Here is a 14588-nt window from a genome sequence, read left to right as displayed (position 1 = left end):
GGATTTTCTCAGGCGGGCCTGGGCGAATGCCGCCCGAGTGGCCTGCAGTGGATCGCGCCCGTCACCGGGTCGTTCGCGACGTGGACGGTGACGCCGTAGGCCCGGGAAAGGTGCTCGGAGGTGAGCACCTGCCCGATGTCACCCGTGGCCACGATGGTTCCCTCGCTCAGCAGCACGACCTCGTCGGCGATGATCGCCGCGTGGTCGAGATCGTGCAGCACCACGCCGACCGCGACGCCTTCGTTGGCGAGATCGCGGACGACGTCGAGGATCTCGACCTGATAGCGCAGGTCGAGATGGTTGGTGGGCTCGTCGAGCAGCAGCACGGAGGTCTGCTGGGCGAGACAGGACGCGAGCCAGACCCGCTGCAGTTCGCCGCCGGAGAGTTCGTCGACGCCGCGTTCGGCCATCGGCGTCACACCGGTCAGCTCCATCGCGCGGCGGATCGCGGCGGCGCCGTCGACGTCGACCCCGCGCCAGCCCGACCGGTACGGATACCGGCCGTAGGAGACGACGTCGCGCACCGAGACCCCGCTCGGCGTGGGCCGGTGCTGGGTCAGCAACGTGACCTTGCGGGCGAACTCCTTGCCGGACAACGCGTGCCCGCCCCAGACGGTGCGTTCCCCGAGCCGGACGCTGCCCTCGCGCGGCTTGTGCAACCGCGCCAGCGAACGCAGGAGCGTCGACTTGCCGGACCCGTTCGGCCCGACCAGCGCGGTCACGGTGCCGGCCCGCAGCGACAGCGACACGCCGTCCACCACGGCCCGCTCTTGGTGCGCGAGCACCAGGTCATGGCCGGTGAGCAGCGCGTCTTCCGTAGACATGAAGGGCAGCCTAACCTAAGGCGAGGTCGGTACCCATGTCACGAGCGACACAGAGCGCGGGGTGATTGTCCGGTTACGCCGCGGCCTAGTGGCCGACACGCGTGACTGGATGGCCGACTCGCCCGTAGCCGGACTCCGCCGCGTGTCGGCCGTCCAATCACGTGAGTCGGCCGTCTGATCACGCGTGTCGGCCGTCTGATCACACCGTTCGCGCCAGTTCCCGCCTGCGCTTGGCCAGCCGCTTCCCGACGATCCCGTGCCGCGGTCCGAACAGGTACACCAGGGTGAACCCGGCGCCCTGCACCAGCACGATCATCCCGCCGGACGCGGTGTCGAGGTGGTAGCTCAGGTACAGCCCGGTCACCGCGGCGAGCACCGAGAACGACGGCGCGATCACGAGCATCCGGCCGAATCGGTCGGTCAGCAGGTACGCCGTCGCGCCGGGGATGATCAGCATCGCCACCACGAGGATCACGCCGACCACCTGCAGCGCCACGACCGCGGTCAGCGCGAGCAGCCCGAGCAGCGCGGCGCCGAGCACCCGCGGGTTGAGCCCGATGGCGTGCGCGTGCGTGGGATCGAAGGCGTACAAGGTGAAATCGCGGCGTTTGAGCACCAGCAGGGTGAGCGTGATGGCGCCGAGGACGCCGATCTGGATGAGGTCCGAGGTGTCGACGCCGAGCAGGTTGCCGAAGATGATGTGGTTCAGGTCGGTCTGGCTCGGCGTCACCGAGATCAGCACGAGCCCGAGCGCGAACAACGTGGTGAACACGATGCCGATCGCGGCGTCCTCCTTGACCCGGCTGGTGTCCCGGACGACGCCGATCAGTGCCACGGCGAGGAAACCGAAGACGACGGCGCCCAGCGCGAAGGGCGCGCCGAGGACGTACGCGAGGACGACGCCGGGCAGCACGGCGTGCGAGACCGCGTCGCCCATCAGCGACCAGCCGATCAGCACCAGCCAGCAGGACAGCACCGCGCAGACGGCGGACGCGATGACCGTGGACGCCAGCGCCCGCATCATGAAGTCGTAGCTCAGCGGTTCGAGGAACAGGTCGTAGAGGCTCACGCGAGCTCCTCTTCCCGTTGCAGGACATCGAGTCCGAAGGCCAGCGCGAGGTTTTCGGGCCGGAGTACTTCGCCGGGGGAGCCGTGCGCGAGCACCTTGCGCATCAGCAGGATCGCCTCGTCGGCGAGGCCGGGCAGCGCGTGCAGGTCGTGCGTGGAGATCAGGACGGCGGCGCCGTCGGCCGCGAGTTCCTTGAGCAGCCGCGTGATCGTGGCTTCGGACCGCTTGTCCACGCCGGCGAACGGCTCGTCCAGCAGCAGGACGCGGGCGCCTTGGGCGATGCCGCGCGCGACGAACGCGCGTTTGCGCTGCCCGCCGGACAACTGGCCGATCTGCCGTCCGGCGAGTTCGGTCAGTTCGACCCGCTCCAGCGCGTGGTCGACGGCTTCGTGGTCCGCGCGGCGCGGCCGCCGGGTGAAGCCGAGCCGCCCGTAGCGGCCGGTCATCACGACATCCCGCACGGACAGCGGAAACGACCAGTCGACGTCCTCGCTCTGCGGCACGTACCCGATCACGCCGGTCTTGCGCGCGCGGGCGGGGGTGCCGCCGTCGATCGACACCGTGCCGGTGTCCGGCCGGACCATGCCCATGACGGTCTTGAACAGCGTCGACTTGCCGGAGCCGTTCATCCCGACCAGCCCGCAGACGTGACCGTGTTCGAGCGTGACGTCGACGCCGTCGAGCGCGAGGACGTCGCCGTAGTGGACCGTGACGCCTTCGACGCGGATCGCGGCCGTCACGGCTTCGCCCCGGTGAGCGCGGCGACGATCGTCTTCGAGTCGTGACGGATGAGGTCGAGGTAGGTCGGCACCGGGCCTTCGGGGCCGGACAGGGAATCGACGTACAGGACGCCGCCGAACGCGGCACCGGTCGCGGAGACGACCTGCTGCATCGGGGCGTCGGAGACGGTCGACTCGCAGAACACCGCGGGGACCTTGTTCTGCTTGACGAATTCGATGGCGCGGGTGATCTGCTGCGGCGTCGCCTGCTGTTCGGCGTTGACCGCCCAGATGTACCGCTCGGTGAGGCCGGTGTCGCGCGCGAGGTAGGAGAAGGCGCCTTCGCAGGTGACCAGCGCTCGCTCGTTCTGCGGCAGGCCGCTCAGCGCAGTCGTCATCTCGTCCCGCACCTCCTTCAGTTTCGCCTTGTAGGCGTCGCCGTTGGCCTTGAACACGGCGGCGTCGCCTGCGGAGAGCTCGCTGAACGCCTTCACCATGTTGTCCACGTAGATACCCACATTCGCCGGAGACATCCACGCGTGCGGGTTCGGCTTTCCCTGATAGGCGTCTTCGCCGATGGCGATGGGCTGGACACCCTCGCTGACCACCTTGTGCGGCGCGTCGCTCTCCTTGACGAACCGGGCGAACCACGCCTCCAGGTTCAGCCCGTTGTCGAGGATCAGGTCGGCCTTCGCGGCCTTCTTGATGTCGTCCGGGGTGGGCTCGTAGCCGTGGATCTCGGCGCCGGGTTTGGTGATCGACTCGACCCTGAGCCTGTCGCCCGCGACGTTCGAGGCGATGTCCGCCAGGACCGTGAACGTGGTCAGCACGACGGGCCGCTTGTCGTCCGTGCCGCCGGCGGGACCGCCGCAAGCGGACAGGACGAGCGCCGACGCCGCCAGCGCGCACACGGTCTTGCGCAGATTCGCCATCCCGTGAGTTTAGAGTTCGGCGCGCCGAACTTCCAACTCTCGTGTGCCTTAAATCTCCGTCACCGTCCGGTCCCGCTCCCGCACGGTCTCCAGCAGGAGCTGCGAGACGTCGCGCACGGTGACGTTCTGGCCACGCTGTTCGCTCTGCCGCTGCACGAGACCGTCGTTCAGCATCACGCGACAGAACGGACAGCCGGTGACGATGGTTTCGGCGTCCGTGCCGAGTGCCTCGTCGACGCGTTCGAGGTTGATGCGTTTGCCGATCTGCTCCTCCATCCACATCCGCGCGCCGCCGGCACCGCAGCAGAGCGAGCGGTCGGCGTGCCGGGGCATCTCGCTGAGCGTGGCGCCGGTCGCGCCGACGAGTTCGCGCGGTGGCTCGTAGACCTTGTTGTGGCGGCCGAGGTAACACGGGTCGTGGTAGGTCACCGGCCCGGCGTCGACCGGTTTGACCGGGGTGAGCTTGCCCGCGCGGACGAGCCGGTTCAGCAGTTGCGTGTGGTGCAGGACCTCGTAGTGCCCGTCCAGTTGCGGGTACTCGCGGCCGAGCGTGTTGAGACAGTGCGGGCAGGTGGTGACGATCTTGCGCGTACCCGGTTCGCGGCCCTCGAACACCGCGTTCAGCGTCTCGACCGTCTGCTGCGCGAGCATCTGGAAGAGGAACTCGTTGCCGGAGCGGCGCGCCGGGTCGCCGGTGCAGGACTCGTCGGTGCCGAGGATCGTGTACTTCACCCCGGCGAGATGCAGGAGCTCCGCGGTGGCGCGGACGGTCTTGCGGGCGTTGTCGTCGAAGGCGCCCGCGCAACCGACCCAGTAGACGTACTCGACGTCTTCGGCGAGTTCGCCGTCGAAGATCGGCACGTCGAAGCCGAGGTCCTTCGTCCACGCGAGGCGGTCGGAGTTGTTCTGGCCCCAAGGGTTTCCCTTGGTTTCGAGGTTCTTGAACAGCACTCCGAGTTCGCTCGGGAAGGCCGACTCGATCATCACCTGATAGCGGCGCATGTCCACGACGTGGTCCACGTGCTCGATGTCGACCGGGCACTGTTCGACGCAGGCGCCGCACGTGGTGCAGGACCAGAGGACGTCCGGATCGATGACGCCGAAGTCCTCCTTGGTGCCGACCAGCGGTCGTTCTTCAGGCGCTTCCTTGCCGTCCAGTATGTACGGCGCCTTCTCGAAGAGGTGGTCACGCAGATCCATGATCATCAGCTTGGGGGACAAGGGTTTCCCGGTGTTCCACGCCGGGCACTGCGACTGGCAGCGGCCGCATTCGGTGCAGGTGGCGAAGTCGAGCATGCCCTTCCAGGTGAAGTCCTCGATCTTGCCGCGGCCGAACGTGTCGTCCTCGCCCGGATCCTCGAAGTCGATCGGCTTGCCGGCGGACTCCATCGGCAGCAGCGGGCCGAGCGCGTCCGGGAGGCGTTTGGCGGTCACGTTGACCGGCGCGAGGAAGATGTGCAGGTGCTTGGAGTAGAGCACGATCGACAGGAACGCGAGCATCACGCCGATGTGCAGCAGCAGCCCGACGGTCTCCAGCGGTTCGGTGACCGCGGGGCCGAGCGGCTCCAGGAGTTCGCCGACGCCGAGGGAAACCCACGCGCCCGACTCGTACGGGAAGACGCCGACCGCCGCCGACGCGCCCCGGAAGAGGAACATCGTCCAGATCACGTTGAAGATCATGAACAGGATCAGCCAGGCGCCGCCGGTGTGCGAGCCGAAGAAGCGCGACGCGCGATCTTTCCGTTCGGGTGCCTGGCGGATCCGGATGACCGCGAACACCGCGAGCGAGACGAGCACCGCGACCGCGATGAAATCCTGGAGGAACCCCAGCGCCGCCCAGTGCCCGATGAGCGGGATGTGGAAGTCGTGGTCGAACAGGGCGCCGTACGCCTCGACATAGACCGAGCCGAGGATCACGAAGCCCCAGAACGTGAACAGATGCGCGACCCCGGGGACGGACCACTTCAGCAGTTTGCGCTGCCCGAAGACCTCGGCCAGATGGGTTTTCGCGCGGACGGACATGACGTCCGAGCGTTTTTCGTCCGGCTGGCCGGACCGGATCAATTTGGCGAGCCAGAGCGCGCGGCGGGCGGCGAAGGCGAGACCGGCGATCGTGATGAGCAGACCGAGGATGAGACGAACGAGCACGAGTCCTCCGGGGGAGAATCGGCTCAGTGAGAGCCGGTGTAGTACCGGCACGCCTTGCAGGCGTACCGCATTTTGGCCACTCGCCACCGTTTTCGGTAGGCCTCGAGATGGCCCGGTCGTGGCGGATGCACGCCGAGCCGGTGGTGACGGCGGATCCGCCGCCCCGTTTCGAAGAGTTCGGTCGCCAGGCCGAGATAGGCGCGCCTGAGCGCGATACCCGGCTCCGCGGCGAGATTGTCCCGGCAGAACCGGTGCAGCAGAGCCAGATCCGGGAGGCCGGGGGTGGTCGCGCCGGGAAGGTGTTCGATCACGCCGAGGCCGGGATGCCCGGCGGGAACGGAGAATCTCGCGGGAAGTCCACAATGGACGCAGGTGAGCGTGCAACTCAGACATCGGGTGACGTGGCGGATTCGCCGTTCGCGCCGATCCTCGTCGATCGTTTCGCGAACGTGCCACCCCATGGAGCCTCCCAAGACCGTGGTGTGTCCTGTGTCACTCTCAATACTGGAGAGTAGGGCGCGCTCCGGCGGTGCGACAGGTCCAACCGGATGGCTTTGGGGCGGCCGGTCGGCGTAACCCCACCTCGCGATCAGTCACCTACTTGCGGGAGGGGGCGGGCGCAAGTAGGTGACTGATTGCGGGGAGCACTGTGACCCACTCGTAGCCGAAAACGGCCCGCCCGGCGTCACGCGCTGGTTATAGTCCTGACCCGGGGTAATGGGGAGGGAACGACGGCGATGGGCGGGTTCGTCACCGCGGCTCTGGGGTTTCCGGCCGTGCTCTTCAGTTTCTTGCTGATCGTGGTGATCGGCTATTGGCTGCTGGCCCTGCTCGGTGCCTTCGATCTCGATGAGTTCGACGGCGGCGACGGGCTCTTGGCGGGCTTCGGCGGGGTCCCACTGTCCATTTCGCTCTCTCTACTGATCGCATTCACCTGGTTCGCCAGCCTGGCAGGGACGGTTCTACTCGATGACCTTGAGCTTTCGACACCATCGAGGATCGGGTTCGGGGCCGGCGTGGTCGCCGTCGCGCTCGTCCTCGGCACACTCGGGACGAGGGTGATCGTGGTGCCACTGCGCCGGGTGTTCGGTCCCGCGAAGGAACCGAGCAGGAGAGACTTCGTCGGCCGGGCGGCGGTCATCCGCACCTCGTCGGTCACTCATGACTTCGGCCAGGCCGAAGTCGCCGCCGCCGACGGGTCCACGGCCATTGTGGACGTTCGGCAGGCGGGCCAAGGCAACCTCACGGCGGGCAGCCGCGTAGTTCTCTATGACTACGACTCCGAAGGCGAGTTCTTCTGGGTCGAGTCCTTGGACATCTGAAGCAGAAAAGGAACAATATGGGTGCCATCAGCGTGGGGGCCGGCGTTCTGATCGCCGTGATAGTTGTCATCCTCCTGGTCTTGCTCTTCACCATCACCAGGTTGTTCAAGAAGGTGCCGCAGGGTAAGGCGCTGATCATCTCGAAGGTCCGCCGCGTCGACGTGACGTTCACCGGCGCGATCGTCCTGCCGGTGCTGCACAAGGCCGAGATCATGGACACCTCGGTCAAGGCGATGGAGATCACCCGCACCGGCCGCGAGGGCCTGATCTGCCGGGACAACATCCGCGCCGACATCCGGATCTCGTTCTTCGTGCGGGTCAACAAGACCACCGAGGACGTGATCAAGGTCGCGCAGGCCATCGGCACCGAACGCGCGAGCGACGAGGCGACCCTGCAGGAGCTGTTCAACGCCAAGTTCTCCGAGGCGTTGAAAACCGTCGGCAAGCAGCTCGACTTCGTGGATCTCTACACCAAACGCCACGAGTTCCGCGACCAGATCATCCGCGTCATCGGCACCGACCTCAACGGGTACAGCCTCGAGGACGCGGCCATCGACTACCTCGAGCAGACGCCGATGGCGCAGCTCGATTCGGCGAACATCCTCGACGCGCAGGGTATCCGCAAGATCACCGAGCTGACCGCGATCGAGCACGTGCGCACGAACGAGTTCCGCCGCAGCGAGGAAAAAGAGATCACCCGCCAGAACGTGGACGCCCGCGAGGCGATCCTCGAACTGGAGCGGCGCCAGGCCGACGCGGAGATCAAGCAGAACCGCGAGGTCGAGACCATGCGGGCGCGTGAAGAGGCCGAGATCGCGAAGGTGCAGGCGGAGGAGCGGCTCAAGTCGCAGGCCGCGGGGCTGCGCACCGACGAGCAGCTCGGCATCCAGCACCAGAACCAGCAGCGTGAGATCGAGGTCGCGGGCAAGAACCGCGAGCGCGTCATCGCCATCGAGAGCGAGCGTATCGAGAAAGACCGCTTGCTCGAGGTCATCGGCCGCGAACGCGAGACCGAACTCTCCCGCATCGCCAAGGACAAGGAAGTCGAGACCGAGAAGCGGTCCATCGCCGAGGTGATCCGCGAGCGGATCGCGGTCGAGAAGACCGTGGCGGAGCAGGAAGAGAACATCAAGAAGCTCCGCGTCGTCGAAGAGGCGGAGCGTCAGCGCTCGGCCATCATCATCCGGGCCGAGGCGGAGGCGCAGGAAAGCCTCGTCAAGGACATCAAGGCCGCGGAGGCCGCCGAGGTGGCCTCGAAGCACAAGGCCCGCGAGGAACTGACGCTGGCCGAAGCGCGCCAGCAGGCCGCCGAACTGGACACCCGCGCGAGGATCCGCCTGGCCGAAGGCATCCAGGCCGAGGAGGCCGCCATCGGGCTGGCCGCGGCGCAGGTCAAGGAACGCGACGCCGACGCGCTGGAGAAGGTCGGCCGCGCGGAGGCGATCGTCGAACGCGAGAAGGCGATCGTGCTCGCCGACGGGATGCGCGACAAGCTCAAGGGCGAGGCCGAAGGCCTCACCGAGAAGGCCGCCGCGATGGCCGCGCTCGACACCGCCAGCCGCCAGCACGAGGAGTACCGCCTTCGTCTGGAGGCCGAGAAGGAGATCCGGCTCGCCGCGCTCAACGTGCAGCGTGAGGTCGCCGAGGCGCAGGCCACGGTCCTCGGCATCGGGCTGGAGAAGGCCGACATCGACATCGTCGGCGGTGAGACGATGTTCTTCGAGAAGGTGATCGGCTCGATCGGCATGGGTAAGAGCGTGGACGGCTTCGTCGAGCACTCGGACGTCGTCCAGACCCTCGGCAAGTCGTGGCTCGACGGTTCGGGCAGCTTCACCGACGACCTGACGAAACTGGTCGGCTCCGTGAGCACGGAGGACGTGAAGAACCTGACGCTGTCGGCCTTCCTTGCCAAGCAGTTGCAGGCGGGCGGCCCGGACAGCGACAAGCTGCGTGAGCTGCTGTCGATGGCACAGCGGCTCGGCCTCGCCGACAGCTCTGTCGCCACCCTCGCCCCCGCGAAGCAGTGACGACGACCGAATCGGCGGCAGGAACGGAGCAGCTGGACGCGGGCACCTATGAGGTGCTCCGCGCCCGGCTCGCCGCACAGGCCGCCGAACTGGCGAAACGCGCGGACGAGCTCAACAAGGCGCGGCTCGGGGTCTTCGGCAGCGCGCAGCTCGCGCTGATCGGCACGGAGCGGATCCGCACGGCGAACAACTGCGTGCCGCGGGACGTCGTGTCGGTCGGCGGGCGGATGTTGTTCGGCTACAACGTGTTCATCGGGCTCAAGCCCGAGACGACGGTCGACGACGTCTTCTCGCTGCACGGCTTCAGTCATGACGAAGAAGCGTTCCGCTTCGACGACGTGCCCGCCGAAGAGCTGCCGGAGCTGTTGCGCGACGAGCGGTTCGTCCGCGACTTCGCCGAGCTGTACCGCTACTACCGGCAGGCGAAACTGCTGCAGCTGCGGCGGGTCGAGGGCAAACTGCTCGCGGTGTTCCAGATCGGTCCGCGGACCGAGGACATCCGGGTGCTGCGCTGGGGGATCGCCGCGGACGGCACCTTGTCCTATGTGGACAGCCGGGGCGAACGCGACCACGTCTTCCCGCCGTCGCACGATTTCGAATGGACCGAGACCAGCCGTGAACAGCACGTTCTCGGTCGGCACCCGCACATCTCGATCGAGGACGAGGTATTCGTCGAGACCGTCGGCGGCAACCTGACGGTCAAGGTCGAGAACAACACCGAAACCGGTGAGGGTGTCTACGCCGAGGCGGTCGACGAGCCGCTGCAGAGCCTCGCCGACGCCGAGGTGTCCTACGCCAGGATCGGCCCGCTGATCCTGCTGCGGGTGCTGCCGTACAAGGAGACCGTCCACCGGTACCTGGTGTTCAACACCCGCACGCGCGACGTCGTGCGCCTCGACGGGATCGGGCAGGCGTGCCAGCGGCTGCCCGAGGACCACGGGATCATCTTCCCCGGCGGCTACTACCTCGACACGGGTGTCAGCAAGACGTTCGACACCACCGTGGACGGTCTCGAATTCGAGCGCGTGATCCGCTCGCCCAACGGTGAGGACGTGCTGTACGTCTTCCACGCGCGGACCGACGGACGCTCGCTTCTCCTGCCGTACAACGTGATCCGCAAAGAGGTCTCGAACCCGATCCCGTGCCACGGGTACTCGCTGTTCGACGACGGCACGATGGTGTTGTTCCGCGCGCTGTCCGACGAGCCGAGCCGCGTGCACCCGATGCAGGTGTGGCGGACGCCGTTCCAGTCCGACACCTACGCGGCGTCGCAGCCGACCGGGACCGGGCCGTTGGAGCGGGTCGGCAACGCCGATCTGGTCCGCGGGATCTCCGACTGTCTTTCGATCGGCCGGATGGTCGGCGAGATGGCGCCGTCCGCGGCGGTGTTCGAGGCACTGATCGCTGCGTGCGCGCGGGTCTTCGACCATTACCACTGGCTCGGGGAGGCCGAACTCGGCGATCTGCGGTCGCCGTTGTCGGACGTCCGCGTCACCGCGGAACAGGTTCTCGACGAGTTCGAGACGGTCACCGCGCTCACTTCGCAGGCGGCCGACGCCGTCGAGGAAGCCGCCGCGGAAACCGCGTCGCTCGTGCGGAAGGTGCGGGGCGAGGCGCTGAACGCGGCCGACGCGTGGGTGCGCAGGCTCGCCGAAATGCACCGCGCGCGAGGCCATCTCGTCACCGTGCGGGAACTGCGCTATGTCGACACCGGCCGCGTCGACAAGCTGATCGCCGACCTCGACACGGAATTCGGCGAGGCCGCGCAGCGCGCCGTCCGGTTCCTGCAGGGCGAGGACGCGTTCACGAGCTACCACGCCGAGGTCGACGGGCTGATCGAGGCCGCGGGCGCGATCTCCACCGTCGCCGAGGCCGTCCCGGTCGCCGAGCAGCTGGACGAGCAGTCCGGCGGACTCGAGGTCCTCACCGACGTCGTCGGCGGGCTGGAGATCGCGGACGCCGTGGTGCGGACGAAGATCCTCGAACGCGTCGGAGAGGTCATCGGCGCGGTCAACCGGGCACGGGCCACCCTCGAAGCGCGGCGCAAGGAGCTGCTGGAGACCGAGGGCCGGGCGGAGTTCGCCGCCGAGTTCGCGCTGCTCGCGCAGGCGATCACCGGCGGGCTCGCGGTCGCGGACACGCCTGACCGCTGCGACGAGCAGCTCGGCAGATTGCTGCTGCAGCTGGAAAACCTCGAATCGCGGTTCGGCGAGTTCGACGATTTCCTCGCGTCGCTCGGCGAGAAGCGCACCGACGTCTACGAGGCGTTCTCCTCGCGTAAGCAGGCGCTGCTCGACGAACGGGCGCGTCGCGCGGACAGGCTGGTCGACTCGGCCGAGCGGATCCTCACGAGCGTGACCCGGCGGGTCGGCACACTCGGTTCGGTCGACGAGATCAACACCTACTTCGCCTCCGACCCGATGGTCGCGAAGCTGCGCAGCGTGGTCGCCGAACTGCGCGACCTCGGCGACCAGGTGCGTGCCGAAGAACTCGAAGGCCGGGTCAAGGCCGCCCGTCAGGAGGCAGGCCGCGCGCTGCGCGACAGGCTCGACCTCTACGGCGAGGGCGGGGAGACGATCCGCCTCGGCCGCAACACCTTCGCGGTCAACACGCAGGACATCGACCTCACCCTGGTGCCGCACGACGGCGGGATGAAGTTCGCGATCACCGGGACCGACTACCGCTCGCCCGTGCGCGACGAGTCGTTCGAAGCGACGCGGCCGTACTGGGACCAGCTGCTGGTCTCGGAGTCGCCCGAGGTCTATCGCGCCGAGTACCTGGCGACCTCGATCCTGGCCGAACAGCCGGATTTGGCCGAGGCCGATCTGCTGGAGGTCGTCCGGCGCGTCGCCGGAGACCGCTACGACGAGGGTTACGCGCGTGGCGTGCACGACCACGACGCCGCCGCGATCCTGGCCGTGCTGGTGCGCCTGCGGTCCGCCGCGGGGCTGCTGCGGTATCCGCCCGCCGCTCGTGCCGCCGCCCAGGTGTTCTGGGCGTTCGGTGCGGACGAAGCGGCGAAGTCCGCCTGGACGACGCGCGCCGCGTCACTCGCGCGGGTGCGGGAGGCTTTCGGGCACACCACGGCGATCGACGCGCTGGCGCGGGAGCTCACCGAGGCGATGACGGCGTTCGCCACGTCGTCCGGGCTGACGCTGGACCTCGAACTCGCCGGCGAGTACCTGTTCGAGGAACTGGCCGACGGGTCCCCGGGGTTCGTCACCAGTGGTGGGGCGCGGACGCTGCTCGACAAGTTCCGGCTCGACCGCCGTAGCTTCGCCGAAGACCTGCGTGCCCTCGAAGACCTCGCCGACCGCTACCAGCTCGCCGAAGCCTGGCTGAGGTCCTTTGTGGATTCTTCCGGTCTGCCCGGCGACGAACTGACGGAGGCCGTCGCGATCGAACTGGCGGACTTGCCCCGCTACGATTCCTCGGCGGAGCTTTCGGCCACTGTGGACGGTCTGCTCGGCTCGCATCCCCGGATCGTCAACCGATCCCTGACCCTGCGGCTCGACGAGACGCTGGCCAGGACGCTGCGGTTCCGGCGCGACCGGGTGCCGGGTTTCCGCGCGTATCAGCGGCTGCGCAACGATCTGGTGGCGGCCGAACGCGACAGGCTGCGGCTGACGGAGTACAAACCGAAGGTGATGGGTGCCTTCGTGCGCAACAGGTTGCTCGACGAGGTCTACTTGCCGTTGATCGGCGACAACCTCGCCAAGCAGCTCGGCGCGACCGGTGACGCGCGGCGTACCGACCAGTCCGGTCTGCTGCTGCTCATCTCGCCGCCCGGTTACGGCAAGACGACCCTCATGGAGTACGTCGCGAGCCGTCTCGGGCTGGTGTTCGTCAAGGTGAACGGGCCGGCGCTCGGGCACGACGTCACGTCGGTGGATCCGGCGGACGCGCCCAACGCGACCGCGCGGCAAGAGGTCGAGAAGATCTCGTTCGCGCTGGAGCAGGGCAACAACGTGCTGTTGTATCTGGACGACATCCAGCACACCTCGCCGGAACTGCTGCAGAAGTTCATCTCGCTGTGCGATGCGCAACGGCGGATGGAAGGCGTGTGGGAGGGCCGGACGCGGACCTATGACCTACGGGGCAAGCGGTTCGCGGTCTGTATGGCCGGTAACCCGTACACCGAGCAGGGCAAACGGTTCCGGATCCCGGACATGCTCGCCAACCGTGCGGACGTGTGGAACCTCGGCGATGTACTTTCGGGCAAGGAAGAACTGTTCGCGCTGAGCTACATCGAAAACTCGCTCACCGCGAACACCGTCCTCGCCCCGCTGGTCTCCCGCGAACGGTCCGATGTGGACGTTCTGGTTCGGTTGGCGCGCGGCGACGGCTCGGTGCGGGCGGATCAGCTGAAGCACGCGTACTCGGCGACCGAACTGGAGCAGATCCTCGCCGTACTGCGGAAACTGACCAAGGTGCAGCGGATCATCCTGAAGAACAACCAGGCCTACATCGCTTCGGCGGCGCAAGCGGACGCGTCCCGGGTCGAACCGCCCTTCCAGCTACAGGGCTCGTACCGGAACATGAACAAACTCGCCGGCCGGATCGTGCCCGCGATGAACGACGCCGAACTCGAAGCGCTGATCGACGACCACTACGCAGGCGAAGCCCAAACGCTGACCTCTGGCGCCGAAGCCAACCTGCTCAAACTGGCCGAACTCCGCGGCCGCCTGACCGACTCGGAGGCCCAGCGGTGGGCGGCCGTGAAGGCGGCGTACCTGAGGGCACAGGCCCTCGGTGGCGACGACGAAGACCCGATGAGCCGCGCGGTCGGCGCGATGGGCCTCCTGGCGGACCGGGTCGGCGCGGTGGAGGCGGCGATCGAGCGCGCTTCGGAACGGATGGTCGTCCGGGATGTGATGTGAGGGCGTTCTTGGTTTTGCTTCGGGTCGGGTGGCCGCTGTTGCCGGGGTTCGGTGACGGCGGCCGCCTGGTTTGGCGGTAGCTCGTTCAGGGATTGATTGCCGGAAATCGGCGACGCCCTTGCAGTGGGTGCGAATTCGGGGCTGTGCCTCAGGGTGGATGTTCATCGGCGATGTAGAGCCTCGGTGCCGTGTCGCCTGGCCTTCGAACGGCCGGTGCTCATTGAGGCGTCATTGCCGGAAATCGGCGACGCCTCACTGTGGTTTCGTGATCCGGAATTGTCGGTGGTCGGTCGTAGGGTCGTGGGGTGGACATGCACAGATCCGGGCCGGTGGCGCTACTCGGGAAACTCGCCGATCGGAGCGCTTTGGAGTCGGTGAATGCTTCGATAGGTTTGTTGGACGACAATGATTCCGTCGCTGTCGCGTAAGCGGCGTCGGTGGGGATCGCCCGGCTTGAGGCGGTTCGGTTCCGGGCGCTGGCCCGGCTGAACCGGCATCGTGAGGGCGCGCGTGGTGTCACGCAGGAAGTCGCCTTCGCGTTGTCTCTTGTGGACAATCATGCCGGTGCGATGGTCGCTGCCGCTGAAGCGTTGACCGCCCGGCTGCCGCGCACGTTGACTCTGATGGACGAGGGAAAAGTGAGTGGTTTCGGCGCGATGAAGGTCGC

Annotated in this window: 9 protein-coding genes and 1 pseudogene; 4 read left to right on the top strand and 6 right to left on the bottom strand. The window is 67.6% G+C overall.

The window, feature by feature from the left end; translation table 11 throughout:
• Positions 1–8: 8 nt before the first annotated feature.
• From DL991_RS32770 to DL991_RS32745, 6 genes are all read right to left on the bottom strand, one after another.
• Positions 9–824 (bottom strand): ABC transporter ATP-binding protein, encoded by an 816-nt coding sequence (locus DL991_RS32770; protein ID WP_125788229.1) that lies wholly within the window; start codon positions 822–824, stop codon positions 9–11.
• A 199-nt stretch (positions 825–1023) separates the two neighbouring features.
• Positions 1024–1893, bottom strand: coding sequence for a metal ABC transporter permease (locus tag DL991_RS32765; RefSeq protein WP_199746788.1), 870 nt, complete (start codon positions 1891–1893; stop codon positions 1024–1026).
• On the bottom strand, positions 1890–2633 hold the full coding sequence (locus DL991_RS32760) for a metal ABC transporter ATP-binding protein (RefSeq protein ID WP_125788228.1): 744 nt from the start codon (positions 2631–2633) through the stop codon (positions 1890–1892). The genes DL991_RS32765 and DL991_RS32760 overlap by 4 nt, the downstream gene beginning before the upstream one ends.
• Positions 2630–3544 carry a metal ABC transporter substrate-binding protein gene (locus DL991_RS32755; protein ID WP_125788227.1) on the bottom strand — a complete coding sequence of 305 codons (915 nt, stop codon included), beginning with the start codon at positions 3542–3544 and terminating at the stop codon, positions 2630–2632. Before DL991_RS32755 ends, DL991_RS32760 begins: the two co-directional genes overlap by 4 nt.
• 48 nt (positions 3545–3592) lie before the next feature.
• Positions 3593–5692, bottom strand: a complete 2100-nt coding sequence (locus tag DL991_RS32750) for a heterodisulfide reductase-related iron-sulfur binding cluster (protein WP_125788226.1) — start codon at positions 5690–5692, stop codon at positions 3593–3595.
• 23 nt (positions 5693–5715) lie between these two features.
• Positions 5716–6153: a hypothetical protein gene (locus DL991_RS32745; protein WP_125788225.1), complete on the bottom strand. Its 438-nt coding sequence runs from the start codon at positions 6151–6153 to the stop codon at positions 5716–5718.
• 276 nt (positions 6154–6429) lie between these two features.
• Here DL991_RS32745 and DL991_RS32740 point away from each other — a divergent pair, with 276 nt between their 5' ends.
• From DL991_RS32740 to DL991_RS32725, 4 genes and pseudogenes are all read left to right on the top strand, one after another.
• A complete protein-coding gene (locus DL991_RS32740) occupies positions 6430–7014 on the top strand; it encodes a hypothetical protein (RefSeq protein ID WP_125788224.1) in 585 nt (194 codons plus the stop codon).
• 17 nt (positions 7015–7031) lie between these two features.
• Positions 7032–9041 carry a flotillin family protein gene (locus DL991_RS32735; protein ID WP_125788223.1) on the top strand — a complete coding sequence of 670 codons (2010 nt, stop codon included), beginning with the start codon at positions 7032–7034 and terminating at the stop codon, positions 9039–9041.
• A complete protein-coding gene (locus tag DL991_RS32730) occupies positions 9038–13921 on the top strand; it encodes a DNA repair ATPase (protein ID WP_125788222.1) in 4884 nt (1627 codons plus the stop codon). The genes DL991_RS32735 and DL991_RS32730 overlap by 4 nt, the downstream gene beginning before the upstream one ends.
• 437 nt (positions 13922–14358) lie before the next feature.
• A pseudogene (locus tag DL991_RS32725) lies at positions 14359–14588 on the top strand (HNH endonuclease); the annotation flags it as partial.

The organism is Amycolatopsis sp. WAC 01375, assembly GCF_003947325.1.
In the GTDB taxonomy this organism is placed as follows: Bacteria; Actinomycetota; Actinomycetes; order Mycobacteriales; family Pseudonocardiaceae; genus Amycolatopsis.
Note: the sequence above shows the minus strand (reverse complement) of the source record. Positions and strands in the feature narration are given on the sequence as shown.

Excerpts from the sequence above, each read along its gene's own strand:
- DL991_RS32770 (WP_125788229.1), bottom strand. The coding sequence starts at position 824 with ATGTCTACGGAAGACGCGCTGCTCACCGGCCATGACCTGGTGCTCGCG.
- DL991_RS32755 (WP_125788227.1), bottom strand. The coding sequence starts at position 3,544 with ATGGCGAATCTGCGCAAGACCGTGTGCGCGCTGGCGGCGTCGGCGCTC.
- DL991_RS32745 (WP_125788225.1), bottom strand. The coding sequence starts at position 6,153 with ATGGGGTGGCACGTTCGCGAAACGATCGACGAGGATCGGCGCGAACGG.
- DL991_RS32740 (WP_125788224.1), top strand. The coding sequence starts at position 6,430 with ATGGGCGGGTTCGTCACCGCGGCTCTGGGGTTTCCGGCCGTGCTCTTC.
- DL991_RS32735 (WP_125788223.1), top strand. The coding sequence starts at position 7,032 with ATGGGTGCCATCAGCGTGGGGGCCGGCGTTCTGATCGCCGTGATAGTT.